Genomic DNA, 23,921 nt, shown 5'->3' on the forward strand with positions numbered 1-23,921 from the left:
GATGAGAGTCCAGAGATTGTAAGCGCGGCTAAACACGATTATCGACGACAGCTACACTATGCTCCAGCTTGCGAGCAGGCTTCGGCAAGAGGCGATCTTAGCAAGGGGCTCGCATTTGGCGGTCACGCACAGGGCGACACCTTCCGGGAGTTCGAATGGCGGGGACTCAGGCCTTTTTTTTAGATGCTTGTTGTTTAACGCGGATCCGTAGCGGCTTGCCTTCCATTTGCTCGATATCGAAGGCGTTTGTCTTGCGCACGAGATCGCTGAGCTTGCGAAAGCCGTAGGTTCGCGGATCGAAGTCCGATGCCAGGTTCGCCAATTGCGTGCCGATGGACCCAAGCGGGACCCATCCGTCTTCGCTTTCCATCTGGGAGATGACCTTCTTGATGATGGGGGTCGCGGCCTTCGGCTGCTGAAGCGGAGTGGGCGTCTGAGCCGATTCCGCACCATTTGACGCGACGATCGGTAGGAGGTTTTCCGTGTAAATGAATCTGCGGCATGCCTGACGGAAGCTTTCCGGCGTCTTTTGCTCGCCGAAGCCGAAAACATCGGTGCCTTGCTCGCGGATCCGCGACGCCAGACGTGTGAAATCACTATCGGACGAGACCAGACAGAAGCCATCGAAGCGACCGCTGTGCAACAGATCCATTGCGTCGATCACGAGGGTGATATCAGACGCGTTCTTTCCGGTGGTATACGCAAACTGCTGCTGCGGTATGATTGCGTGACGCGACAGCACTTCGATCCATGCTTTCGATCGTCCACTGGCGAAATCTCCGTAGATGCGCCTGACGCTGGCCTCTCCGATCTTGGCGATTTCCTCAAACAGGCCATCGGCAATTTTAGCCGAAGCATTGTCGGCATCGATCAGGACGGCGAGACGAGGAGACCGTGCTTCACCAGACATTGAACTCTCCTTTCACTTCCGCGACGGCTCGAATGTGTTCCCAGCTGTTCCAGCTTTGAGAGGTCAGTTCCGGCTGGAGGCGGTATGAGCCCTAAGCCTGCTCTAATGAGAGGCCTGCTTCGCTCACCTGAAAAGCAACCGATCACTCAATCCCCCATAAAGCCCTTGCCACAAGGCGTCCATGTATGAAGCATACAAACGCTACTTTGGGAATCCTTGCACTTCCTAACACGTGCCAGCTCGGGGCGAGAAATGGCATCAGAAAGGCATGAGGCTGGCAGATGGTTAAAGCTAATTCCACACGAGCTACCAGCGACTTGGTGCAGCAGGTTCTGGAACGTCCGCGAGCGCTCAAGAAGAAAGTGTTGCCCTCCGACGGTTCCACGACGAAACTCACCCTCAACGTCGATACCGACGTGGTCGACTGGTTCAAGTTATCCGGTGCCCATTGGCGCTCAAGGATGCAAGAGGCTCTTCGAAACGCCACCGAACTCGACAAGGATGTTTGATCCCGACGGATCCGTCTCGAATTTCCTCGGCAACAACCGGGTATCCTTCTCTTTGGCGTGCGAAACCGCGAGTTTGACGGCGGAGCCAAATCCCACGCTGCTGCCCACAGTCAACGTGGCTGCCGCCTCGCATTGGGGCAAAGGAGAAAAACCGACGGCCGCGTCTGGCCTCTCCGTTGGCGCGTTGAGGTCGCTCTCGATCGGTGAGGAGCCCTATTGGTAGGAGACGATGTCGGCGGAATATGTATTTTGGCACTCCTATCTATCGAGTGCCAAAGGTGCTATGTAAGGATTGCAGCCGCCCTATGTGCAGGCCGCAGAAAGAATCCCTATGAAAATCCGTCCACTGCATGACCGCGCCGTCATCCGGCGCGCGCAAGGCTATCTCAAATCCAAGGGCGGGATCATCACTCGCGACATTGCCAAGGAAAAGCCGCAGGAAGGCGAAGTGATCGCCGGCTGTCGAGGCACCCGTAATGAATGCGGCAAGCTGATTCCGCTCGACGCCACGTTCGGTGATAGGATCTTGCTCGGCAAGCGGTCCGGTACCGATTTCAGGATCGACGGTGAGGCACCCCTGATCAAGAACGAGCCCGACATCATGGACGTTGTCGAAAAGACCGTCGCGGCCAAGAAAGCTGCCTGGCCGTCGATTTCCGACCGCAATCTCAAGACCGAACTGGACGAACACAATGTCTGCCAAGGAAATCAAATTCTCCACTGATGCGCGCGATCGCATGCTGCGCGGTGTCGAGTTGCTCAACAACGCCGTCAAGGTGACGCTGGGCCCCAAGGGCCGCAATGTTGTCATCGACAGGGCCTATGGCGCGCCGCGCATCACCAAGGACGGGGTCGCAGTTGCCAGGGAAATCGAGCTGGCCGACAAGTTCGAGAACATGGGCGCGCAGATGGTGCGCGAGGTGGCCTCTAAGACCAACGACCTCGCCGGTGACGGCACCACGACGGCGACTGTGCTCGCTGCCTCCATCCTGCGCGAAGGCGTCAAACTCGTCGCCGCCGGCATGAATCCCATGGATCTCAAGCGTGGCATTGACCTTGGTGTCGCTGCTGTCGTCAAGGAAATCCAGGCGCGCGCCAAGAAGGTAGAGTCTTCGGGCGAGATTGCGCAAGTCGGAACCATTGCCGCCAATGGCGACGCGACGGTCGGCGAGATGATCGCCAAGGCGATGGACAAGGTCGGTAATGAAGGCGTAATCACCGTCGAGGAAGCCAAGACGGCCGAGACCGAGCTCGACGTTGTCGAGGGCATGCAATTCGACCGCGGCTATCTCTCGCCCTATTTCGTCACCAATGCCGAGAAGATGCGCGTGGAGCTGGAGGACCCCTACATCCTCATCCACGAAAAGAAGCTTGGCAATTTACAAGCTATGCTGCCAATACTCGAGGCGGCCGTGCAGAGCGGCAAACCGCTGCTGATCCTCTCCGAGGATGTCGAGGGCGAGGTTCTGGCGACGCTGGTTGTAAACAAGTTGCGCGGTGGCCTGAAGGTCGCGGCCGTCAAGGCCCCGGGCTTCGGCGATCGCCGCAGGGCCATACTGGAAGACATTGCCGTCCTCACGGCCGGTCAGATGATCTCCGAGGATCTCGGCATCAAGCTCGAGAACGTCACGCTCGACATGCTCGGCCACGCCAAGCGCGTGCTGATCGAGAAGGACACCACCACGATTATCGACGGCTCCGGCGATAAAGCGACAATCCAGGCGCGCATCCAGCAGATCAAGGCACAGATCGAGGAGACGACCTCCGACTATGACAAGGAAAAACTCCAGGAACGCCTGGCGAAACTCACCGGCGGCGTCGCGGTAATCCGCGTCGGCGGCGCGACCGAAATCGAGGTCAAGGAAAAGAAGGACCGTATCGACGATGCGCTGAACGCCACGCGCGCAGCGGCTGAGGAAGGCATCGTTCCTGGCGGTGGTGTTGCCCTGTTGCGCGCGAGGTCGGTCCTGGTGGGACTGACCGGAGCGAATGCGGACGCCACGGCGGGCATCTCGATCGTGCTCAGGGCGCTGGAAGCTCCGATCCGGCAGATCGCCGAGAACGCCGGTGTCGAAGGCTCGATCGTCGTGGGAAAACTCACCGACAGCAGGGATCACAACCAGGGCTTTGACGCGCAGACGGAGACCTATGTCGATATGATCAAAGCCGGCATCATCGACCCTGCGAAGGTTGTGCGGACCGCTTTGCAGGACGCCGGCTCAATCGCGGCACTTTTGATCACTGCCGAAGCGATGATCGCCGACATTCCCTCAATACAATCTGCCCGGCCGGCCGGCAACGGCGGCATGGGCGGGATGGGATACTGAGAACAGTCTGAACGGCGTTGGTGCGCGGTTCGTTTGTTGGTGTGGGTTGGCTTCCGATGTAGCAATTGTAGTGCAGCCATGCCTTTTAAACACAACTCCTGCCGCCGCCATCATCTTGAGAAGATGAAGTTGAGGGTGACGAACCCGGCCAACGGCACCAGCATATCGCCGTAATCAGCAGATACTGCCGGATGAATTGGCAGGCCTCCAACGGTTACGGCAAACGCTCGCTGTCGAGACCGCCATCGGACGATACAATCGATCGTCGGGCGGCGTTTGCGGCCCGGTCGCTTCCCGTTCAGCAGACCGAAGTCGCCATCGGCTGCGCAGTCTTCAACCGAAAGCTTGCCGGGCGCACGCCCGAAATCCGTCCGCAAGGCAGCCACAGCATAGTATGCCATTTCAAAGATGCCCATCCGCTCAAGTCCGGATCTCTGCACCAAACCTGGGCAGCGGGCTTCGCGTCGCGCTCAGTATGTATTGAGAACGTCGAGGGCTTGGTCTGCATTCTCACGATTGAGGCCAGTCATTCTCCACGCATCGACCTGCGCAGGCTTGCCGCTAAAGACGTGGTAGATCGTCCAGGATCCGTCCACTTCAACACGTCGGCCGAATTGATAGCGGCCGTGAATTTGGTGTGGCGCGTGGCCCTCGTTCTTCCAGCGTATAATCGTGCGTGCATGCTCTCGGTGGGGCATCGTCGTTCTCCCGTTCTTCGTATCGCCGTGATACCGCTCGGTTACACCCAGCGGTACCTTCAAGCGTGTGGCTGCGAGTGAGGAATGTTCCCGGCACCATCCAATGTGATGATGCGTTCAAGTTCGTCGGGTTCGATCGCGATCAAGCGCATGCGATACTGATTTTCTATCGTTGCCGGCACTTTGATAAAGGTCGCAACGCGTCGGGAGGCAAGCCAGGAGAAGCCTTCGATGAGGACCTCGTCTTCGTCCACGTCGTAGTCGCCGGCCGCGAACGTTTCCTCGGTGTCGGGCAACTGGAAGGGCCGATTGAAGTGGATGGATCGATGGTTGGTTCGATTGAACATGATGTCTCCTTCCGACGCCGGCGTATGCGCGGCGGCGCGGTCCTGCCTGTCGAGCGTTATGCTTTTGACGAAGACGGGATCATTGATTGCTCTGTTGGACCTTGCAGATCCCGAACGAGCCTTGTCTGATATCTAGCATTCAGCCGGGCGCACGAGTGAGGAGGGCGTTTGGCTCCGTGCCGCGCCATCACAAGATCCGGCCGAAGAGGATCGTGGTGATGACCACAAAGACCGCGACCGAAAGAGCAATCCAGGCAAACAGACNGGGCGTTTGGCTCCGTGCCGCGCCATCACAAGATCCGGCCGAAGAGGATCGTGGTGATGACCACAAAGACCGCGACCGAAAGAGCAATCCAGGCAAACAGACSGCGATAGTCGAAGAGATAGATCTGAGCCGGTATGTGGTAKTTCATGATCGCCTCCCGTGGCTGATCTGTTTGGCCGGTTTGGCATGGTCGTTATAGGATATGTGCCGTTCTGAAGGCTCGCTCGGCCAATGCCATCCCATCCTTGCCGGCACTGACAATCANATCTGTTTGGCCGGTTTGGCATGGTCGTTATAGGATATGTGCCGTTCTGAAGGCTCGCTCGGCCAATGCCATCCCATCCTTGCCGGCACTGACAATCAMTTCGAGATTGCCTTCATCCGTCACACGCTCATGGGTTTCGCGGCTGCTGCGGATGCGATACTGGAGCGCATTGTCGCGGATCGGCAGCGTCGCAACGATGCGATACGTTTCTCCAGATGTTGACTCTCTCGTCAGCGCGCCCTTGGAGCGGACAAGTTGGCCAACATGGAAGCGGTGGATCGGTGACGTGTCGCGCGGGCCGCGGATGATACGTTTCGTGAAAGATAGAGCGTTCATAGTGGCCTCGGTCCTCCTCAAGCGTTGGTAAGAGTAATTCGGCTGCAACAGCCGTTTCGCGGTTTTCGCGCCGGCTGTCGCCGGATCAATGATGCGCGTTGCACTGGCTCGGACGAACAGACGGCTCGAGATCTGTTTCGAGACGCGTTGGCCGCAAGCACTGACGCCGAGCCTGCCTGTCTGTCGAGAATTTAGGGGATTGGGGCGGTTCGAATACCGCGAAAGCCACATCGGCCAAATCAACTTACCTATAGCATAGCGCGTCGATTGAGTTTCAATTGAGGCGGTTGTGCCTGTCGGCCTGAACTCTCCTATTCGTCCAGCTTCATCGATGTTTCTCTTGCGGCTCCTGTCCCACCGAGCGATCGCCAGGTGCCATCGTGCGGGGATAAAGCTCCCGTATCCGCGCGAATGTGGTAAGCTCCTTGTTTGGAATTGGGGACTGCCATGTCCGAGCCGAACAAGCTCTACGAAAGCGACATCATCACCCTCCATAAGGCGCCGCTGATCGGCACGCTCTGCCTGGAATGCGACGAGGGCCCGATCGAAGTGGCCCTGAACCGAACGGCTGCCGAGACGTTGCAAAAGGCGCTTCTGCGGTTTCTTGCCCGCGATTGATAATCTGACCATGCGGGCTCCCGACCGTCGCTGGTCGCCTTCGATGAAGGAGAGCAACGGTATGATCTGAAGATCGAAGCCAACAATGTGTGGACGGTGATCGATGTCTTCACCGGACAGCCGGTTGTTTTAGACGGTTATCTAATCTCGCATTTGCCGCGCGATGAAGCGGACGATCTTCTTGATATTCTCAATCTGAAAGACGCCATGCGCAGGGGCCTCATCCAAATTTGGCGCCGACCACCGGAAGATAAAGACTAGGGTCAGGACCTGTTGACCCGTTCCGCGTCTTAGTTGCTGGTCGGGCATTTATCCTGTGGCAGCTATGACCGTTCCCGCGCTCAGTGGTGTTCCAGCCATCGCGGTAGTTTCGATCGATTAAGTGAACCTGCTCTCGATATTCGTGGTAGTATGCGTTCGGATCAGTTCCCCTCCCAATCATAACCCGTCTACGTCCATGCTGGGGATGGCTCTTGCACCGCGAGCCTCTGGCCGCAAGGACACGACAATGACCAGGGACACGCCTCTCCATCCCGAAACCTCGCTCAGCCTTGCGCTTGCGGTCATTGCATCCTCGAGCGCGCCGATCGTGCTTCTCGATGGCGATCTCCGCGTGGTCGCGGCCAGCACCTCCTTCTACAGGGCCTTTCGGATCGACGCCTCTACGGCCACGGCAAAGCGCTTCACCCAACTGGGCGATGGAGAGTGGAACCTCGCCCAATTATCGGTGTTGCTTGAGGCAACTGCGGCAGGAGTTGCCGATGTGCGTGGTTATGAGATGGATCTGAAACGCCCGGACCATGATACCCGGCGGCTGGTCCTTGACGCTCAATTGCTTGACTATGCCCATACATCGCAACTCCGCCTGCTTTTGACGGTTACCGACGTCACCGATGCGCGGGTCGCCGAGAAGGTGAAGGACGACCTGCTGCGAGAAAAGGCGATCCTTCTGCAAGAGGTCCAGCACCGTGTCGCCAACAGCTTGCAGATCATTGCGAGCATACTTTTGCAGAGCGCTCGCAAGGTTCAGTCCGAAGAGACCCGCAACCATTTGAAGTCCGCGCACAGCAGGGTCATGTCCATCGCTGCGGTCCAACAGCAGCTCGCCACATCCAGTGTCGGTGAGGTCGAACTCCGCTGCTATTTCGAGCAGCTTTGCAGAAGTCTCGGAGCTTCGATGATCTACGACCCCGAACAGCTCTCGATCGAAGTCGACGTGGACAAGACCTTTATCGAGGCAAACACCTCGATAAGCCTCGGTCTCATCGTTACCGAGCTGGTGATCAATGCGCTCAAACACGCATTCCCGAAGCACCGCGAGGGCAAAATCACCGTCGACTACCACGCCAAAGGAAAAGACTGGACCCTCCAGGTCGGCGATGACGGCGTAGGTATGCCGACAGGGGGAATTGAAGTGAAGCCCGGCTTGGGCACGGGGATCGTGGAAGCGCTCAGCAACCAGCTGGATGCACGGGCCACCGTGGCAGATGCAAGGCCCGGCACACATGTTTCAATTGCACACCGGCATCACGTTGCGGAAGTCGACAGGACAGCAGCTTGACCTTCGGGGACTCGGAATGACCCTGTTTGAAAGATCGCTACCATGCATCAGATTCCGCGCGGTAGCATTGGTTGCGGATAACGAGGTCTTTGCCGCAAACCAGTAGCTGACGAGGGGAATTTGCGCCGGACCTCGCGCGGATCGTCTTGCCGCCCAGGAACCGCTCACAGCTTCCGGTCTGTCCTTGCCGTGTTGCCGTTCGCTTCCACTCAGGCACAATCGCGAGCACGATCTCAAAACCCGTTGCTTTGCCGCTTGGCTAAGCACAAAAATTGGCTGCGGCAAACGTTGGGTGGTCGCGTTTGCCGTACCGAGGTCGTCGCATCCGCAACGTGTCTCAAAAAGAGTGGGGGATCCATTGACTGATTCAAAGCCGGAAATCTTGGATCTGGTCCTAGCCGATTTGATCAGCGACCAAATTGAGAAACACCATGCAAACGAGCTTCGAGCCGTGCTCTCAACCGGTAACGAGATCACCATGCATGGAAAGTTCACCATCGGCCGTGACTTCATCATTTACAGAACAGCCAAGGATAATAACGGCAGGTGGGCGATGACGCCTTTCTCCCACATCGTGCAATTGATCGTTTGACGCGGCGGTTCCGCCGCGTTTGCAAGCAAGAACTGTGATACACTTGCTTCCGTTGCCATGCGGCGACCGGATCCCTCAAACTGCTCCCGAACCGCACGGACCGCGAGGCCACAAGGAAGGCTTCCGCGCGTCTCCTTGCCAGAAATGTTCGACCTGACAACGGCGACGAATGCTGTAGCCCGCATTCACAGCGCTCCAAATATGGAGGAAGGCGCCATGTCAAATCGTCTCGTTTTCTCTCTGATCATCGTCACCACGAGTATTCTGCTGGTCTGGGCATTTAGACCCGCAACGATCATGTTTACAGGGTCGGCGCAGACAACACAGTCCGACGCCCTGACCCAGTGACTCATCAAGCGCTGCCGACCTATCGCTCGCCTGGTTTGTCATTATCTGCCGACAGATGCAGCGCACTTCGAGCCCGTTCAGTTGGTGTGTCAGGGAACTGCTACTGAAGCTGCGCGTTTCTGTGCGTTAGACTTCGGGCACTACTGGCATTCCGCCGGCATCCCCGATGGGAAAAAATAATGAAAATCTCTCTAATTGCATTGGGCGTAGCCGCCGCCACGTCATGTTCGGCCTTTGCCGCTGAACCGGCCAAGATGGTCGATACCAAGGTGGGCAAGGTCATGACCACGGATAGCGGCATGACCCTCTACACGTTCGACAAGGACACCAAGGGCAAGTCGAACTGCGACGCCGATTGCCTGAAGATTTGGCCCGCGTTCCACGCCGCGGCAAAATCCAAGGCGGCAGGCGAATGGTCACTTGTCAAGGATACGGCCGGCAAGGAGATGTGGGCCTACGACGGCAAGCCGCTTTACACCTATGCCGAAGACAAGCAGGCTGGAGACGTTAAGGGTGACGGCGTCAACGGTGTCTGGCGCCGCGCCAAATAGCGCACCCAGTCGATGATGGGCGGCTTCTGGCCGCCCTCTATTCGAGCTGGAACGAAGACACGTTTGGCGCGTTATGTTACGTCGGAGTACAGCACGAAAACAGCATCGTCCATCATCGTGATTGACGATAACCAGGGTACTCCCAGGAGACCCAAATGGATATCACCACACTACTCATCATAGTTCTCATCGTTCTAGTGCTCAGCGGTGGCTGGTACGGTCGCGGGCGCTGGTATTGAACATTCGTCAATGGACGGACACTCGTCCATGCCCTTCTTGGACCGATCCGGTTATCCCGAGGAGGTCCTCGAAGGGGCAATTACCCAACATCGCGCGATACGGGTTCGCAAGCGCACATCGTTGCGGCCACTCAGATCTCCCTGCTTTAAAAAGCGGCGCAGCGAATTCTGGTTTGCGATGCACGTCGGTCCCGTGCAAACAGTCCATCGTATTGCCGGCACCAGGGGTGTCGTTTGCACGATCGGCTGGCACTGATCTAAGAGTGACGCTTCGACGTCGCCGCGTGGCGATGAAGCGAAACGGCAGCGCAACCGCCGTGCAACCAACGGCGTGTGCGTATACTCCGGCCGTTCTTAAGCTGCCAGCATTTCCGCGTGTTCGCGTGCAATTCGGCTTGCCATACCCACTCGGCGTTCGCGCAGAACGGCGAGTGGGTATAGAGCCGTCGTGGAAAGGCGCTACAGAAGGAGGCGGATCGGGCAATGTCAGATCTTCGCAGATGGATTGGGCCTGTTCTCGGTATCAGTACGCTTGCCCTGCTGGTTGTTGCTTGTGCCCTGGTCCTTTGGCCCTTCCTGTCGGCCATATTGTGGGCTGCGGTGATCTGTTACTCGACGTGGCCGCTCTACCGCCAATGCGAGCGTGCGGTCGGAGGATACCGCGCAGTTGCCGCAGCAATAATGACGATGCTGGTTATCTTTGTTTTGGCTGCACCGCTTGCCTTCCTTGTGACCGCGCTCGCCGACGACATGAAAAATCTGGCCGAGGGAATTACGCACGTCTTGGAGGAGGGGCCTTCGGCTCCGCCCAACTGGATTAAAGGTCTGCCGATCGTCGGCGAAGGCGTGGCGGCCTACTGGGAAAACCTCGCTCATGATGCCCCAGCGTTTATCGTCGAACTCAAGAAACTAACAGGCCCTGTCACCGATATTGCTCTTGCAGGCGGAGCCGCCTTCGGTGGCGTCGTCCTTGAACTCGCGCTCAGCATATTCATCACCTTCTTTTTGTTCCTGCACGGTCGCCGCATGATCGGCTTCATGCGCCAGATCAGCGAGCGCGTTGCCGGTCCCCGGGCCAAGAGATTGCTGGCGGTCATCGGTATGACCGTCAAAGGTGTCGTCTACGGGATGATCGGAACCGCACTTGCGCAGGGCCTGCTGGCCGGCATCGGTTTCTGGATTGCCGGAGTGCCTCAACCTCTATTGTTGGGCTGCCTGACCTTCGCGCTGTCATTTGTGCCGGGGGGGCCTCCCTTCGTGTGGGGGCCCGTTGCACTTTGGTTGCTTTCTCAGGGTTCCATGGGCTGGGCGATCTTCATCGCCATCTGGGGCCTGCTTGTCGTCAGCAGCATTGACAACTTTCTTCGCCCGTACCTGCTCAACCAAAACAGTAACCTGCCGGTGTTGCTGGGCTTGTTTGGGCTCGTTGGTGGTGTGCTGGCCTTTGGGTTGATTGGACTTTTTCTTGGACCCACCTTGTTGGCCGTCGCATACAATTTGTTTCTCGAGTGGGTCGCAGCTGAACTCGAAGAGCGGACGCAATCGGCGTCGCGCTCCGCGCTGCCCGAGGACATCGGAGCCGGCCCAAAGGGCTGACTTGCCAACTAAGATAAAATCGATGGCGTTGACGCCCCGCTTGACGTTGTCGAATTTCACTTGCTGTGTATCGTCTCAAGAGCAGGTTTGCTTCATCAACCAGGCGCCGAGCCTTGTCGCGAGAATTGGTGCTCAATCCGGTCAATGGATTGTTTCGTGGTTGCGGAGCGACCAAACGCCTTGCCGCCACCTTCGTTTTCCCACCGATCCAAATCGTCATTCGAAAAAGGCGAGGAGAGCATCTCGATCTGGCTCAACAGAATGGTGACGAGCGCTGCCTCGGAGTGAACGCCGCCTTGAAATGCCGTGATCAGAAATTGAGCTGCGGCGCGTCTCTTCGCTCGGTGCCAGGCGCTTCTGACATTGAACATTCCGGCGGTGTAGATCTGCCGGACACCACTGTGGTCTCCTTCCCGACAAATACAATCGATAACCGCGTGATTTGGCCACAGTGTCGCGCGCCGGGGCGGGACATAATCTATGGTCCATCTCGGATTCTCGCACGCGTCGGCCGAGACTGCCTTTGCCCGGCTTGATAGGATCAAGCCGGGCCGATATTCACGTAGAGCTTTTCCGGTTGAGTCAGAGCCGCGGAAGCGCTCTATCTCTTTGCTTTGCTTTCACGCATGTCCTGACGGAAAATCGCTTCGCACTTTTACTGGAAATGCTTCAGGCCGCTTTTTCTGCGGTCTGATTCACGACCTTCGTGGCGATCGCGGTCAGAGCTATGTCTGTCGCCTGCTCTTCGTCGAGCGTCGTCTGGAGGAGCTTAGCGGCATCTTTCATGCCCAGTTCCAGGGCCCACGTCCGCAAGGTGCCATAGCGTGACATTTCGTAGTGTTCGACAGCCTGCGCAGCCGCGAGCAATCCGGCGTCGAGCGCGGGCGAGCCTTCATACTCGTCCATGATCGAGGCGCCTTCCTTGGTGATGCCCATGATCGCGTCACATGTCCTCTTTTCCGGCTTCTTGCCGATGATCTTGAAGACCTGGTCCAGTCGCTCGACATGAACCTTTGTCTCGCCGAGATGCTTGATAAATGCATCCTTGAGCTGCTTGCTCTTGGCGGCATCGCGCATCTTCGGCAGTGTGTCGACGATCTTGTTTTCGGCGAAATAGACGTCCTTCAACGTATCGTGAAAAAGCACGTCCAGTGTTTTGATTTCCTTGGCCATGATGGCTCCTGTGGTTAGAGGGTTCTCTGTCATGTTCCAGGCGACGACGCGCCTGGTCGTGCTGGCTGCCCATGAGGCGGCCAGGTATTTGACGTCAGAGGGTTGGCGGACGTAGCTGTCGGATGGGGTGAGACGGCTAGCGAGCGACTCGATCGTGAGGATTGCCGGTTTTGGGTGCTTGGCTGGAATCACGACCCTCGCGCGTTCTTGCCGTTCGCATGTCAACGATAGAATGGTTCTTCGCTTTGGGCGGAGTACGTCGCGTCTCGTGCCAAAGAGCACATTCCAAAAGGGACGCTTCATCCGTGTTGCCGAACCGGAATTCATCCAGGATGAACCTCGCCAGGCGATCGGCCTGTATGCCGCGCCCATCGAGCCGTGTCTTCAAACAGGTCGCTTCAAAAACCCTGCGCACTGCTGAAAGATCGCGGGGGCTGAGATGGTGGCCTGTCAGGCTGGGCAGTGTGTGCATCGAATTCTCCCGTTTGGAACATAAGAAGGGCTGACGGCCGATCGGTAGCCGTTCAAGCCGGCGGTCACGCAGAGGACTTCGCGTAGATAGCGCCGCCTTCGTCATCCCATCGGTCAATCGCCTCGGCTTTCGTCTGCTGAGGCGTCTGATGTTCTCCGCTTGAAGCATCGCCACGTTCGACAAGGGCTGCAGTCAGCCTTTCGCGGCTATTGATACCGTTTTCGAGCGCCGTCATCAGGAAACGCGTGGCAGCAAGCCGTCCACTTGGATCTGCCTTGGCTGTCGTTCCGTAGAAACCCGCAGCGGTAAGCACCTCGACCAATAGGCTGAGGTCGTCGGCATCAAGATAGTGTTCTGGGTGGCTGGAAGACATGACGTCCTCCTTTGGTTGGGGCACAGGTACATGACGACCCGTTCGCGACAGCGCCCGCTTCAATCGCTGTCGACGAAGTATCCTGCGCGCAATATTGCACTGAGGCAACAGACTTCCGTCAAACGTCAGACATAAGTGCATTAGCGACTAATGTGCCTTGCTGCAACTTTCGTGCATCCATGGCATTTGCTAGATCGAGCCTGCGGGGGCCGGCTTTTGCAAAGATCTCGCGCGCGGCAAGCGGTGCCAAACGATAGGCCCGAATGAATTCTTCCAGATCGTAGACTGCATCCCAGCCGCGAAGCAGGGCCTCTCTTTCATACTTGAAATGCCTGGTCATCGAAACGCTCCCGGGTGTCGGATCTCGGCGCAAAAACGGCCATTTGCCAGGCGGCGGAGGAAGCGTCAGATGGGGTATGTGTACTGCTAAACGGCGTGGGGCGCACAAAGTTCCCAAATAGGGCGTCTGCACAAGATACGTTTCGGTAACCGCGGCACGCGTGCTAGAGAACCGGATTTCCGCATCGGTTCGAGCATGGCATGCCGCAGGTCTTCGTTAAGGCGACCAAACGAACTTCGCGGAGAATTGGCGGAGCCCTTCGAATGTGTTCACGAATAGAACGTCGAAGACCAGGCAGAAATCCGGGATCAGGACGCGCTTCTTCAGTTTATGCGTGACCACGGTGGCGCCGATCGAACGCGCCTTGGCGATCAGTAGTGAATCTGCGCTGTCGAGGAATTTCGCAACTGCCGGCTATAGTGGGCTGTTGCCATGTGCAGGACGATTTCGGCGAAATTGCCCTGCGTGTCGACGTCTCGACGCCAGGAACCACTCGGGCTCTGATCACGTTCGTGAGTAGCCGCGTAACATCAGCTTCGATCCTCATGCAGTCGCAATCCAGTTGGGTCACGTGGCGGGATTTCTGTCCTTCAACCGCATGCACCTGATCCCTCTGAGCAACCGCAAACAAAGCGGCGCCTCGCGTTCGAGGCTTAGTAAACTACACACTCGTTACAGTAATTTACGTTGCTCTGAGCCCGGAAGCGACGCAGCGTAAGTAGTGCATTGAGGAAATCTATTTCACAGATCCAACGCAATTTTACAGGTTCGGCCATGAGAGCAAAGACACGTACGACGAAACTCCTTTGCGCCGACATCGGCGGTCTGACAACTTCCCCAAAGGACAGTATCATCAAGGCTTCCTCAGGATTACCGATGAGTCAGCTTGAGCCTACCAACTGGTCAAGGGAGGGCGCGCCGACAACTGGCAGCGCTCGCCACAACCCAAAGAACCTAGGGAGAGAACGACCAATGAAATTGATCGACAGCAGACTCAGCGGGCTGATGATGGCCCTTGCGGCATCGACTTTCCTCGCCTGCACGATTGGAGCAAGCGCCCAAACGGCAACCCCGCCTGCATCTATCCTGACGCCGGACAAGGTCGAGACTCGCATCGGCACACTCGACTTCAAGGACGGCATGCCGAGCAAGGAAACCATCGAAAAGATCTATGACAATCTGGACTTCACGCACGGGTTCGAGGCGTTCGTGAACACTTTCCAGGGTGTCAGCATAGCGGCGCTTCACAAAGGCTTTCAGAGCGTCGGGGTGAAAGACAATGAAGTCCTCATTTTCTCCGATCTGATGGATTCCAAGTCTCTATTCCTGACGGCTAACGCGGACACGATCTATTCCTTGGGAATGCTCGATCTCTCCAAGGGACCGATGGTGCTTGAGGTGGGACCCAAGATGTTGGGCGCTATCGACGACCAGTGGTTCCGCTGGGTTATTGATTTGGGCGCGCCCGGGGCTGATCGCGGTGAAGGCGGCAAGTATCTCATCCTGCCACCTGGCTACGAGGGTAACGTTCCCGAAGGGGGCTACTTTGTGGCCCGCGCCCGCACCAACTTCGTTATCTGGTTCGCTCGCGCGTTCATGGAGAACAACGATCCAAAGCCGGTGGTCGAACAGATCAAGAAAACACTTAAGGTCTATCCGTACCAAGCCGGCGGCTACGGCACGCCCGTTTCCGAATTCCTTGACGGTAAAACCAAACTCGGGCCGATCACCCCGCCGCCACCGACTGTTTTCCACGAAGGCAGTGGTGTGGTGATGAACACGATACCGCCCAACGACTACTCGTATTACGAGTGGCTCAACGAAATCGTGCAACAGGAGCCTGCAACGGCGCTCGACGCCGAGTTGATGGGCCCGATCGCAGCCATCGGCATCGTCAAAGGCAAACCCTTCGCGCCGGATGCGCGGATGAAGAAGATCCTCACCGAAGCCGTGGCGCTAGCCAACGCCACGTCGCGCACCTTGTTCATGGCTCCTCGCGCTGAGGACTGGTACTATTACCCCGGTTCGAGTTGGGTGAACCAGTTGTTTGTCAGCGGCTACGAGTTCGAAACGCCGATTCCAGAAATTACGCCAGAGGGCGCCAAGCCCTACCCGGCGACGGGATACCGCTTGCTGGACTCCAGAACGTCCTTCTTCTACGGCGTCACCGGCATTACGCCAGGGATGGCCATGCGCGTGCCGGGCATTGGTTCGCAGTACCTGTGGACGATCGTGGATGCAGACAAGCAGCCCTTCGACGGTGCCAAGACCTACAAGGTGACGCTGCCGAAGGACATTCCTTACGCCAATTTCTGGTCCTTTATTGCCTACGACAACCAGACGCGTTCGATGCTCGATACCCCCCAGCGCTACCCGCGCGCCGGCAGCCAGAGCTATCCTTCGCCCGCGGCCGAGGCAGCTGCCGACGGCACGACGACGGTCTGGTTCTCGCCGCAACAACCTGAAGGCGTCGCTCGAGGTAACTGGATCCAGACCGTGCCCAGTAAGGGGTTTATCCCGTGCCTGCGTCTCTACGGACCGCTCGAACCATTTTTCACGAAGGAATGGAGGCCAAGCGAGGTTGAACTGGTGACCAAGTGACGGGACGCAGATCTCCAGTAGAGAGCTGAAGGATACCAGCTCTGCAGCAGTGGTGAAGGAAGCTTGCTCTCATTTCTAAGGAGAATTTCAATATGAACATCAATCGCTTCGCAACCGTAGTAGCCTTTGCGGGAGGCCTTGCCATCGCGACGGGTGCGATCGCGCAAGACGTCGCCAAGAAACCACACGTCCCGCTGGAAAAAACCATCGGCCATGTCACGCCGACTGGTCCGGTCCCATCGCTGGCGGTGATCAATTCGGATGGCGCTACGCTTGACGGTAGCAAATTGGTGCTGACGGGTGTGTCGAAGAACTCGATCGTGTTCGCCGACCGGCCCGTTCGCGCTGCAGGTCATGTAACCACCCAGCAGTTCATCATGCAGTGGGATGAAGGCAAGGACAACTTCGCAATCGACCCGCCAAATGCGACGGTTTCAATTCTTGGCGGCGACGGCTCGGATGTGAACGACGCCGTGGTTACGCTCAAGTCGCCGAAGCTGGAAGGAAATACGCTCACGTTCGACGTTGCCGTCCTGGAAGGCAGCCTGAACAATGCGAGCGGTCCAGCAGCTCTTTTCATTGACGCCTTCGCGTTTCGCGGACCGGGCGGCGGTGGATTCGCCCATGTGGGTGGCTACGGTGGCGCGGTTTGGCACGGTGGTGGATACGGCTACCACGGTGGCGCTTACTGGCACGCCCCGGTCTATCACGGCGCGTGGTATGGCGCTGGCGCCGTCGCGGGGGCAGCTGTTGCCGGGGCTGCTGTTGGCGCAGCCGTAGGTGCTGCTGCTACGCCCTATTACCCACCCCCGGCGTGCGGCTACTATCCCTATCCGCCCTGCTACTGATGCAATTGGCCCATTCATGAAGCCCTGCGCCGCCGAACCGCCGACGGCACAGGGTCTCCCTCCAACGTCCGATCGCATACGCACACTTTCCGAGGCCGATTGGAAAAAACACATCGAGACCACAATCACATCAGGGAGCTGCCTCCGCCTCGGAGCAAGCCCAATTACCATGCCGCTGCATCGCAGCGCCTCTCGGTGCCGCGATCGTGCTTGGAAATCGCCGTCACACCAAAAGTCCTTGCCAAGCGAAAGCCATCCATAAATGCGCCCCAGAGGGCGGACGAGTGATGGGTCGGCGGTTCGAATCCTATCAAGGCGTCAGTACTTCTTTTTGCGAACGATCTTGTTGCCGCGTGGTCCGCTGACGACAGGTGTTCTGTCACGGTTTTCAGAAACAAGACTTCGCCAGCGTTCAAGGCGGTCGGCGGCCAAAGTGCCGCTTTTGACAGCTGCCTGAACTGCGCAGCCCGGTTCATGCGCATGGGTACAATCGCGAAATCGGCAAGCCGGTGCCAGTTCCTTTATGTCGGAAAAAAGCGTGTCGATCCCGTCGGTGATATCGCTGACGTAAAGTGTTCTTATTCCCGGCGTGTCTATGACCCAGCCGCCGCCCGGAATAGGATGCAGCGAGCGCGCGGTCGTGGTGTGACGGCCTTGCGCGTCATGTTCGCGAATAGTCCCGGTTTTCTGCTTTGCGTCAGATGCAGGTCTGGTCAGCGTGTTTACCAACGTCGACTTTCCTACTCCGGACGATCCCACCAGGGCGATCGTTTGGCCAAAGCCGCACCAGGAACTCAAAAAGGAGCTTGCATCGGCAGAGCGCCCATTCAGGGCGACCACAGGTAGGTCACGCTGTAAAGCCTCGGCTTTGGCCTGAAATATGCCAACGTCGTCCGCGGTGTCAGCCTTGGTCAACACGATGACCGGTTTGCTGCCCGCCTCGTTGGCCATGATTAGGTAACGTTCTAGCCGGTCAATATTGAAATCGGCGTTGCACGACGTCACGATCAACAGCGTGTCGATGTTGGCAGCAACAAGTTGTTGGCCACGTCCGACTTCCGGGCGTCGCTTAAACACGGTTTTCCGGTCAAGCCGGCGGACAAGCATGTGGGACCGGGGATCGGCAAGCACCCAGTCGCCCACCGCGAAGTCAGCCGTACTGGCGTGGGCTGGTAGCTCTAGCCTGTCTGACCCCGTGGCGCCCATCGCCTCGATGCGTGCCCGGTGCACCGACGCGACGCGCTTGGGTACGAGGTCAGCTTCAGTGGGCTTTACCTGATCCGCAAAAAAGTCAGACCAACCAAGCAATTCCAACGCTGAGCGGAGGCAGGAGTTCGTCAAATTTTGCTTCGCCTTTGATTATGCAAGCTTCTTGTGCTGATGATCTCGCTTTGGCAAAGAATTTGCGTAAGCAGCAGCCTCGCCCGAGTAGGGGAAATGGTCGCCTAACTGACGGTCACCGTCATAAACTTTGAAGGTTGGCCCATCGACTTCGACGATTTTATACCCATTCACGTATTCAAACTTTGGCGTTTTCCAACCCATAAATGCTCTCCAGTGTCGGTCCAGCGTTTCCAAACGCTGAAAACGATGTCCGGCTGTCATACTTCGCAATCTATTGCAATATCACATGCCTGCACAAAAGACGAACTAGCCAACGCTGGTTCGTATCCCATCCAGAGCGTGCCGCCATCACATATGTCGCGGTGCATTTCCCGAACGCCACCGACGTCACCCCCGCGCGAAGGACTGACTGTTTGTTGATAGCGGTGGGAGTAGCAAACTACTTCGATGTTATCCGGACATGTGTCTCACCAACTGGGCCGTGATGGCCCGCAGCCGTCAGCCGCGGGCCGGGCAGTTCACTCTCGGGGACTGAAGCCGGCCGGGGGACCTTGCACAGGTCTTGCCCTTCGTGCGGGATCGCTTTCGACTGGACTATGTCGATCCGGGAGAAGTCATCCGGACTACAGGCGCGTTCTACGAATATCTCAACTGCGATCGCGAGCCGCTGCCGCGCTGGTCGTTCGGGCGTGTCACCCTGCTGGGAGATGCGGCCCACCCCATGTATCCGGTCGGTTCGAATGGGGCGAGTCAGGCGATCCTCGATGCTCTGGCCGAGCACCTGCGGAGCCATGGGTCCGTCGAGGTCGCGCTCAGCGCCTACGACCGCGAGCGCCGTCCGAGCACGTCGGAAATCGTTCTGTCGAACCGCAGGGGTGGGCCCGAGCGCGTGATCGATCTCGTCGAAGCACGGGCACCTGATGGTTTTGGCGAGATCTATGACGTGGCCTCATACGAGGAGCGCGCGCAGGTCGTGCGCGGATATGCAAGGCTGGCCGGATTTGCTCCGGACGATGGAAGGGCGTCGAAGGTTGAGCACCGCGAGCCCTGAAAACAACCTTATGAATTTACCTCAAGAGAGGACACGGAATGATCGATACTGAATATATCGTGCGCCTTGCCGGGTGTCAGGAACTTGGCACCGCCGCTGCTTTCGTCGCAGATGCTTTCGCGCAATATCGGAGAGTTTTGCCCGCCCACATCTTCGATCCCTATTTATGATAGGCATGAACGTGCCTGAGATCAGCTGGTTGATCTCGACGCCGTGAGCGGCCTGCCGCAGGGGGTGGGTGAACTGCACGGGCAGGCGCTGGCGATCAAGCGTTTTGACCGCACGCCGGAAGGAGCGGTGCATATCGAGGATTTTGCGCAAGTCTTCGGCGTCTTTCCCGACCACAAACACGATAAGGGCAATTACCGGAGGATCGGCCGCGTGCTGGGGATCGAAACCAGCACGGCCGACGTGGCGGAATTCATCCGGCGTCTAGTCTTCAGCACGCTGATCGGCAATGGCGACATGCACCTGAAGAACTGGTCGCTAATCTATCCTGATCGCCGCACCCCTGCGCTCTCGCCAGCGTATGACTTGTTGTCGACTATCCCTTACATCGAGGGGGAAGATACGGCGGCGCTCAATTTCTCCCGCACAAAAAAGATGGCGGCACTGTCAAAGGACGAGCTGGCGCATCTGGCTGCGAAAGCGGAGCTTTCCGAAAAGCTGGTGATCGACACGTCGCGCGAGACGGTTGAACGTTTTAGGGCGGTATGGAAGGCGGAAAAGAAGAACCTGCCGATGGCCGCCAAGGTCTCCGACGCAATCGATAGGCACGCTCCGACGGTCGAGCTGTATCGTGAGTTCGCGAAGTAGTGCCTTGCGGCTCGGCATTCAACTTGTCAAGCCTTGCTGTATATTCAAGGCTTTGGCCCATCCAAACAGAATGACCGTTGGTTCGAATCCCATCAAGGCGAGGATCTCAGGAAACGACGTCAGGATGTTCCGGAATTGTAAAGCTCACCCGTAGACCTCGTGCGGGGGTAGTCGATTTCCACAAGGGCGCTGGATTCAATAAAGAATGTTACTTCGAACATCCCATCGTCAGCCAGGAGGAGAACGGCATTCCTAGTTTCATCGAAGCTGCGGCTACGATTGGGGAAGGTCAATGCCATCGGTTGGCATCTCTCACTGCTGCCGCGAGCAGCTCCAGTGGCCTTCTGACTATAGTTTCGGCCGATGACAGAAGTAAGCAGTATTGAAAATACATAACGCCAACTGCATTTTTACAACATAAACATGCAAACTGAAGTCACTCCGCCACGTCTTACGCGAACCCGTGACCACTCAAGGCCTGAACTACCGGACCCCGTTTTGCTTGGTGCTGCTCTGCGACTTGCCCGCACCCGGGCCGCCTTTCGACACACCGCCCCCGTGACTGCTTCCTGGATTTGTCGGATCCGGTCCATTGCCCCAACCATTGTTGCCCTTAGTACTGCCACCTCCGCCGGATGCCGCAATCGCCTTCGACGTCAGGCTGGTGGACAGAAGCATCGTCACGACAGGGGGGGTTACGACTGCAAAGCGGCCGCAGTCCTTCAGGAATTCGCGCCGGTCTTCGTTGCTTCGAGACTGCGAGCCGTCAACTTTTTCGGACATACGTGTTCCCCCCGCGCCTAATGTGATCAATAGTACATTAGTAAATTGAGTTATTCTAGCAAAGTCTTTGGCCTAGGTCTGGGCCTTTAAGCTGGTCGGAGGTGACTTTCATCCAAAATGGGCACTCCGGCTTGTCACTTCGCCTACCTCCACCAAAGCGCGCGCTAACAGTTTCGAAACAGCCCTATAGTTTACCAAGCGGCTTCGGGCGAAAAATGCGTCGCAACTCGCGAACCTTTCGCTCAATTTCCTGGCGCCAGGAAGGATAGGGCTCGCCACCGAAGCGATCCCAGGAACGGTAGTGGGCAAGTTCCGAGATAAGTGTCAGGAGCGTGAGCGGGCCCGCAAGATAGTCGCGGCCGAGCTGAAAATGCCGCCGGGCAAACTGGATCCTGGCCATCCATCCCACCCCGCTAGTAGCCGGCCGGTCTAGCCCGAGCAGCGCGTCGGCCGTCACGATTTGCGTATCCACAGCGTTTCTCTCATAACCGCTCGCGAAGAGCCCTCTCAACTCATTCCAGTCGATCGGTGACGTGCGGGAGAGCTTCGCGATGTCCAGAAGGTGGCGCAGATCCATCAGCCCACGCCAGTAATCCCCGTCCTGAAACTGATCGTGCAGAAGCAAGAGGACGATCTGCGCAAGGGGCGTGGGTAAGCGCACGCGACTACCGGCAATATCTAGCGCGCGGCTGTCACGGTGGAGCCATTCTGCGTTACCGAAGGAGGACGGCCCCCTCGGTCGGCACTGAAGGTCAATGCTCCCGACATACGTTGGACGGACCAGAACGACCGGGAGATGATATTTTGTGTTTCCTGGCCAGGAGCCTTCGCCGGCTGAAAGCTCGATCTCGTATCCGACATGGCGCAATGTTTCTATTGCGGCGGCCATGTTCTCCGGACGGACAAGAATATCCAAATCGGTCAGGATGCGGGCGCCGAACTCTTCAGGGTCTGCACTCACGAGAACCGCTGTTCCCTTCATAACGACCGGTTCTATGCCAATGTCGTTGAGACGGGCGCTCGCCTCGATCAGTTGCGCCTTCAGTCTGCAATTCCGCTCTGCGTTGCGCGCGTAGATCATTGCCAGGTAATTGCTCACGTCTTCAGGCAAGTCTTGCGTTTCGGACTTCTTTGCCGCCGCTGCGAGAGAGGTGATCGTCAGGCTCCTGTTCGCAAGAGCTATGATTGCGTCCCAGTTCGCGTCTTTTGGTATCTGCCCATTGAGGCAGCAGGCAAGCGTAAGGAGGTCGCGTCTGCTATTGCCTGTCATGAAGGCGGCTCAAGGTTTCTACGGCCTCGTCGAGGGCAGAGTACGTAAGTTCGACGGCGCGCGCCCCTGAAACCATCTGCAGGAGTCGCTGAAACTGCGGCAAAGCGAGGCGGCGCTCAGGCGTGAAAGCACCGGCCAGCAGTTCCGAAAGCACTTTTAGGGCATCAACGTCTGTAACCACGATCGCTCCCTTTCGCCGACGGCGGAGCAGTACGATGGCTTCAAGCGGAACCCGTTCCTGTGTGGCATAGCAAAGCCCTTTCGGATAGCGGACGCGCTTGTTGTCAAGCCGCCGATGGATAGGTGCCGCCAGAATGGCATCCGTCATTTGGTCGAGCAGACCCCAAGAACCCTGCTTGAGTGCCGGCGAGAAGGGCACGCCCACAAGCAGGCCATCCTCGTCCAAAAGGGCGATGTCATCCCCGCCGCAGGCGAAACCTGCTGCAAGCAGTGCCATGGCGAGCGTGGTCTTGCCAGCCCCCGGCGCGCCACAGACTAACAGGCCTCTGGCGTTCCTGACGAGCAATGCGGCGTGTAGCGCGACGTTCGCTCCAAGATTCGCAAGAACGTCGTCTGTTATCAGCGCCTTAAGCGCGGGGGCAGCTTCCGAACCGGCGACGATCATTCCTGAGGTACGATTTCGGCTGATGCATACGCGATCGCCAAGCCGCGCCACGTCGTAGACAGCCGTGTGTGGCGTGTCGGCGTTCGTCCTGTTGTGGGCGAAAACGGGGAGAATGAGATCGCGAAGATCTTGATCGTAAAAGGCGATCGATACGGTGGTACCGGCGAAATCGAACTTTCGGGTATCTAGTGGCTGACCCTCATCCTCATCGAAAATGATCTCCAGTAGATTGCGTCGTGACCAATAGGCCAAGTAATTTTGCACCGACGCATGAGCCCGAGCCCGGCTGGCGCCCCGCGCCATAACCGCGGTTTCCAATTCACAAGGCGACGTGGGGTCGGTGAGAAGACAGGTAAGATAAGCGCTCAGCTCATCGAGCTGAAAAATCTGCTGCGACGCCTCGTCAAATATTGTCTTTCGCTCGCCAAGCAGGAAAAAATTTGCACCGGCGGAGAGGCGGAACTTCATTCCTATCCCATTTGCGTTCGCCACAGACAGTCAATCCACATTAACGATCGAAAGTACGGTTGCAAGGTGTCCGGTTTTCGGGAGCTGACGCGAACCCGGCAGTCTACGGCGCAACCTTTCAATTCGCACGGCAAAAACGGCCAGCGCCCAGCGTTGACCGTTGACGCTGCACTCAGTCACATGTACCGATTGACACACTGTTTACCGATCGGTACAGTGAAAGAAATCTGGAGATCATGACCATGACTGAACAACGCCCACCACTGCCCCCTTTCACCCGCGAAWCGGCAGCGGCCAAAGTCCGAGCTGCAGAGGACGGATGGAACAGTTGCGATCCGCACCGCGTGTCCCTCGCCTACAGCGTCGACAGCTATTGGCGTAACCGCGCGGAATTTGTCCAAGGACGCGARCGTATCGTCGAGTTCCTGGCGAGGAAGTGGACAAAAGAACTCGAATACCGGCTGATCAAGGAGCTGTGGGCTCATGACGGCGACCGCATCGGGGTGCGCTTCGCCTACGAGTACCGCGACGACTCCGGGAACTGGTACCGGGCATACGGCAACGAAAACTGGGAGTTCGACGAAAACGGGCTGAT

28 protein-coding genes and 3 pseudogenes are annotated in these 23,921 nt (G+C 57.7%); 16 read left to right on the top strand and 15 right to left on the bottom strand.

Annotation, left to right across the window (positions count from 1 at the left end):
* Positions 1-166: 166 nt before the first annotated feature.
* Positions 167-910, bottom strand: coding sequence for an NYN domain-containing protein (locus tag ASD02_RS26265; RefSeq protein WP_057210170.1), 744 nt, complete (start codon positions 908-910; stop codon positions 167-169).
* A 281-nt stretch (positions 911-1,191) separates the two neighbouring features.
* On the opposite strand from ASD02_RS26265, the gene ASD02_RS26270 reads away from it, so the two are divergent.
* The 4 genes and pseudogenes from ASD02_RS26270 to ASD02_RS40035 all read left to right on the top strand — a co-directional run.
* Positions 1,192-1,419, top strand: a complete 228-nt coding sequence (locus tag ASD02_RS26270) for a BrnA antitoxin family protein (protein WP_057210172.1) — start codon at positions 1,192-1,194, stop codon at positions 1,417-1,419.
* Between the two features lie 331 nt (positions 1,420-1,750).
* Positions 1,751-2,143 (top strand): co-chaperone GroES, encoded by a 393-nt coding sequence (locus ASD02_RS26280; protein WP_063963350.1) that lies wholly within the window; start codon positions 1,751-1,753, stop codon positions 2,141-2,143.
* Positions 2,112-3,746: a chaperonin GroEL gene (gene groL / locus ASD02_RS26285; protein WP_057210173.1), complete on the top strand. Its 1,635-nt coding sequence runs from the start codon at positions 2,112-2,114 to the stop codon at positions 3,744-3,746. The genes ASD02_RS26280 and groL overlap by 32 nt, the downstream gene beginning before the upstream one ends.
* Before the next feature lie 134 nt (positions 3,747-3,880).
* Positions 3,881-4,096 (top strand): annotated as a pseudogene (locus ASD02_RS40035) (IS5/IS1182 family transposase); the annotation flags it as partial.
* A gap of 407 nt (positions 4,097-4,503) precedes the next feature.
* Here the strand turns inward: ASD02_RS40035 and ASD02_RS26300 are convergent.
* From ASD02_RS26300 to ASD02_RS26305, 3 genes are all read right to left on the bottom strand, one after another.
* Positions 4,504-4,791, bottom strand: coding sequence for a hypothetical protein (locus ASD02_RS26300; protein ID WP_057210177.1), 288 nt, complete (start codon positions 4,789-4,791; stop codon positions 4,504-4,506).
* A 290-nt stretch (positions 4,792-5,081) separates the two neighbouring features.
* Positions 5,082-5,204, bottom strand: coding sequence for a hypothetical protein (locus ASD02_RS40440; RefSeq protein ID WP_277996368.1), 123 nt, complete (start codon positions 5,202-5,204; stop codon positions 5,082-5,084).
* 144 nt (positions 5,205-5,348) lie between these two features.
* The gene (locus ASD02_RS26305) at positions 5,349-5,657 is read right to left on the bottom strand and encodes a hypothetical protein (protein ID WP_063991793.1); all 309 of its coding nucleotides are present in this window, start codon (positions 5,655-5,657) and stop codon (positions 5,349-5,351) included.
* A 447-nt stretch (positions 5,658-6,104) separates the two neighbouring features.
* Here ASD02_RS26305 and ASD02_RS38595 point away from each other — a divergent pair, with 447 nt between their 5' ends.
* The 6 genes from ASD02_RS38595 (at position 6,105) to ASD02_RS26330 (ending at position 11,162) form a co-directional block, all read left to right on the top strand.
* Complete coding sequence (locus ASD02_RS38595; RefSeq protein WP_156408472.1) at positions 6,105-6,275, top strand: hypothetical protein; 171 nt, start codon at positions 6,105-6,107, stop codon at positions 6,273-6,275.
* Between the two features lie 96 nt (positions 6,276-6,371).
* Positions 6,372-6,536 carry a hypothetical protein gene (locus tag ASD02_RS37495; protein WP_225968560.1) on the top strand — a complete coding sequence of 55 codons (165 nt, stop codon included), beginning with the start codon at positions 6,372-6,374 and terminating at the stop codon, positions 6,534-6,536.
* A gap of 247 nt (positions 6,537-6,783) precedes the next feature.
* Positions 6,784-7,836, top strand: a complete 1,053-nt coding sequence (locus ASD02_RS26310; protein WP_057220904.1) for a sensor histidine kinase — start codon at positions 6,784-6,786, stop codon at positions 7,834-7,836.
* Positions 7,837-8,194: 358 nt separating this feature from the next.
* Positions 8,195-8,428 (top strand): hypothetical protein, encoded by a 234-nt coding sequence (locus ASD02_RS26315; protein ID WP_057210179.1) that lies wholly within the window; start codon positions 8,195-8,197, stop codon positions 8,426-8,428.
* Between the two features lie 527 nt (positions 8,429-8,955).
* Complete coding sequence (locus ASD02_RS26325) at positions 8,956-9,327, top strand: hypothetical protein (protein WP_057210183.1); 372 nt, start codon at positions 8,956-8,958, stop codon at positions 9,325-9,327.
* A 722-nt stretch (positions 9,328-10,049) separates the two neighbouring features.
* On the top strand, positions 10,050-11,162 hold the full coding sequence (locus tag ASD02_RS26330) for an AI-2E family transporter (RefSeq protein WP_057220905.1): 1,113 nt from the start codon (positions 10,050-10,052) through the stop codon (positions 11,160-11,162).
* 95 nt (positions 11,163-11,257) lie between these two features.
* Here the strand turns inward: ASD02_RS26330 and ASD02_RS26335 are convergent, their stop codons facing one another.
* The 5 genes from ASD02_RS26335 to ASD02_RS40040 form a co-directional block, all read right to left on the bottom strand.
* Positions 11,258-11,533: a hypothetical protein gene (locus ASD02_RS26335; protein ID WP_057210187.1), complete on the bottom strand. Its 276-nt coding sequence runs from the start codon at positions 11,531-11,533 to the stop codon at positions 11,258-11,260.
* Between the two features lie 298 nt (positions 11,534-11,831).
* Positions 11,832-12,335, bottom strand: a complete 504-nt coding sequence (locus ASD02_RS26340; RefSeq protein ID WP_057210188.1) for a DUF892 family protein — start codon at positions 12,333-12,335, stop codon at positions 11,832-11,834.
* Positions 12,336-12,871: 536 nt separating this feature from the next.
* Positions 12,872-13,180 carry a hypothetical protein gene (locus ASD02_RS26350; protein ID WP_057210190.1) on the bottom strand — a complete coding sequence of 103 codons (309 nt, stop codon included), beginning with the start codon at positions 13,178-13,180 and terminating at the stop codon, positions 12,872-12,874.
* Between the two features lie 118 nt (positions 13,181-13,298).
* Positions 13,299-13,520: a hypothetical protein gene (locus tag ASD02_RS26355; RefSeq protein WP_057210191.1), complete on the bottom strand. Its 222-nt coding sequence runs from the start codon at positions 13,518-13,520 to the stop codon at positions 13,299-13,301.
* Positions 13,521-13,736: 216 nt separating this feature from the next.
* A complete protein-coding gene (locus ASD02_RS40040) occupies positions 13,737-13,895 on the bottom strand; it encodes a DUF4411 family protein (RefSeq protein WP_347376841.1) in 159 nt (52 codons plus the stop codon).
* 597 nt (positions 13,896-14,492) lie between these two features.
* Here ASD02_RS40040 and ASD02_RS26360 point away from each other — a divergent pair.
* Positions 14,493-16,121 carry a DUF1254 domain-containing protein gene (locus tag ASD02_RS26360; RefSeq protein ID WP_057213450.1) on the top strand — a complete coding sequence of 543 codons (1,629 nt, stop codon included), beginning with the start codon at positions 14,493-14,495 and terminating at the stop codon, positions 16,119-16,121.
* A 92-nt stretch (positions 16,122-16,213) separates the two neighbouring features.
* Positions 16,214-16,969: a hypothetical protein gene (locus tag ASD02_RS26365; protein WP_057213453.1), complete on the top strand. Its 756-nt coding sequence runs from the start codon at positions 16,214-16,216 to the stop codon at positions 16,967-16,969.
* 318 nt (positions 16,970-17,287) lie between these two features.
* Here the strand turns inward: ASD02_RS26365 and rsgA are convergent, their stop codons facing one another.
* A complete protein-coding gene (gene rsgA / locus ASD02_RS26370; RefSeq protein WP_057220907.1) occupies positions 17,288-18,310 on the bottom strand; it encodes a ribosome small subunit-dependent GTPase A in 1,023 nt (340 codons plus the stop codon).
* A gap of 18 nt (positions 18,311-18,328) precedes the next feature.
* Positions 18,329-18,514: a hypothetical protein gene (locus ASD02_RS26375; RefSeq protein ID WP_057210199.1), complete on the bottom strand. Its 186-nt coding sequence runs from the start codon at positions 18,512-18,514 to the stop codon at positions 18,329-18,331.
* Between the two features lie 370 nt (positions 18,515-18,884).
* On the opposite strand from ASD02_RS26375, the gene ASD02_RS26380 reads away from it, so the two are divergent.
* From ASD02_RS26380 to ASD02_RS26385, 3 genes and pseudogenes are all read left to right on the top strand, one after another.
* Entirely contained in the window at positions 18,885-19,364 is a 480-nt protein-coding gene (locus ASD02_RS26380) for an FAD-dependent monooxygenase (RefSeq protein ID WP_347376839.1), read from the top strand.
* Between the two features lie 38 nt (positions 19,365-19,402).
* Positions 19,403-19,534, top strand: coding sequence for a hypothetical protein (locus ASD02_RS40445; RefSeq protein ID WP_277996369.1), 132 nt, complete (start codon positions 19,403-19,405; stop codon positions 19,532-19,534).
* Positions 19,531-20,180: pseudogene (locus tag ASD02_RS26385) on the top strand (HipA domain-containing protein); the annotation flags it as partial. The gene ASD02_RS40445 and the pseudogene ASD02_RS26385, both read left to right, overlap by 4 nt.
* A 179-nt stretch (positions 20,181-20,359) precedes the next feature.
* Here ASD02_RS26385 and ASD02_RS26390 read toward each other — a convergent pair.
* From ASD02_RS26390 to ASD02_RS26405, 4 genes and pseudogenes are all read right to left on the bottom strand, one after another.
* Positions 20,360-20,479 (bottom strand): annotated as a pseudogene (locus ASD02_RS26390) (DUF1488 family protein); the annotation flags it as partial.
* Positions 20,480-20,663: 184 nt separating this feature from the next.
* Complete coding sequence (locus ASD02_RS26395) at positions 20,664-20,963, bottom strand: hypothetical protein (RefSeq protein ID WP_057210204.1); 300 nt, start codon at positions 20,961-20,963, stop codon at positions 20,664-20,666.
* 184 nt (positions 20,964-21,147) lie between these two features.
* Positions 21,148-22,233: a nucleotidyltransferase family protein gene (locus ASD02_RS26400; RefSeq protein WP_057220909.1), complete on the bottom strand. Its 1,086-nt coding sequence runs from the start codon at positions 22,231-22,233 to the stop codon at positions 21,148-21,150.
* On the bottom strand, positions 22,220-23,326 hold the full coding sequence (locus ASD02_RS26405) for a hypothetical protein (protein WP_057220910.1): 1,107 nt from the start codon (positions 23,324-23,326) through the stop codon (positions 22,220-22,222). Before ASD02_RS26405 ends, ASD02_RS26400 begins: the two co-directional genes overlap by 14 nt.
* 242 nt (positions 23,327-23,568) lie before the next feature.
* On the opposite strand from ASD02_RS26405, the gene ASD02_RS26410 reads away from it, so the two are divergent.
* A partial coding sequence (locus ASD02_RS26410) for a nuclear transport factor 2 family protein (RefSeq protein ID WP_057258494.1) occupies positions 23,569-23,921 on the top strand: 353 nt, incomplete at its 3' end.

It is taken from the genome of Ensifer sp. Root1252 (assembly GCF_001425885.1).
GTDB lineage: Bacteria > Pseudomonadota > Alphaproteobacteria > Rhizobiales > Rhizobiaceae > Ensifer > Ensifer canadensis.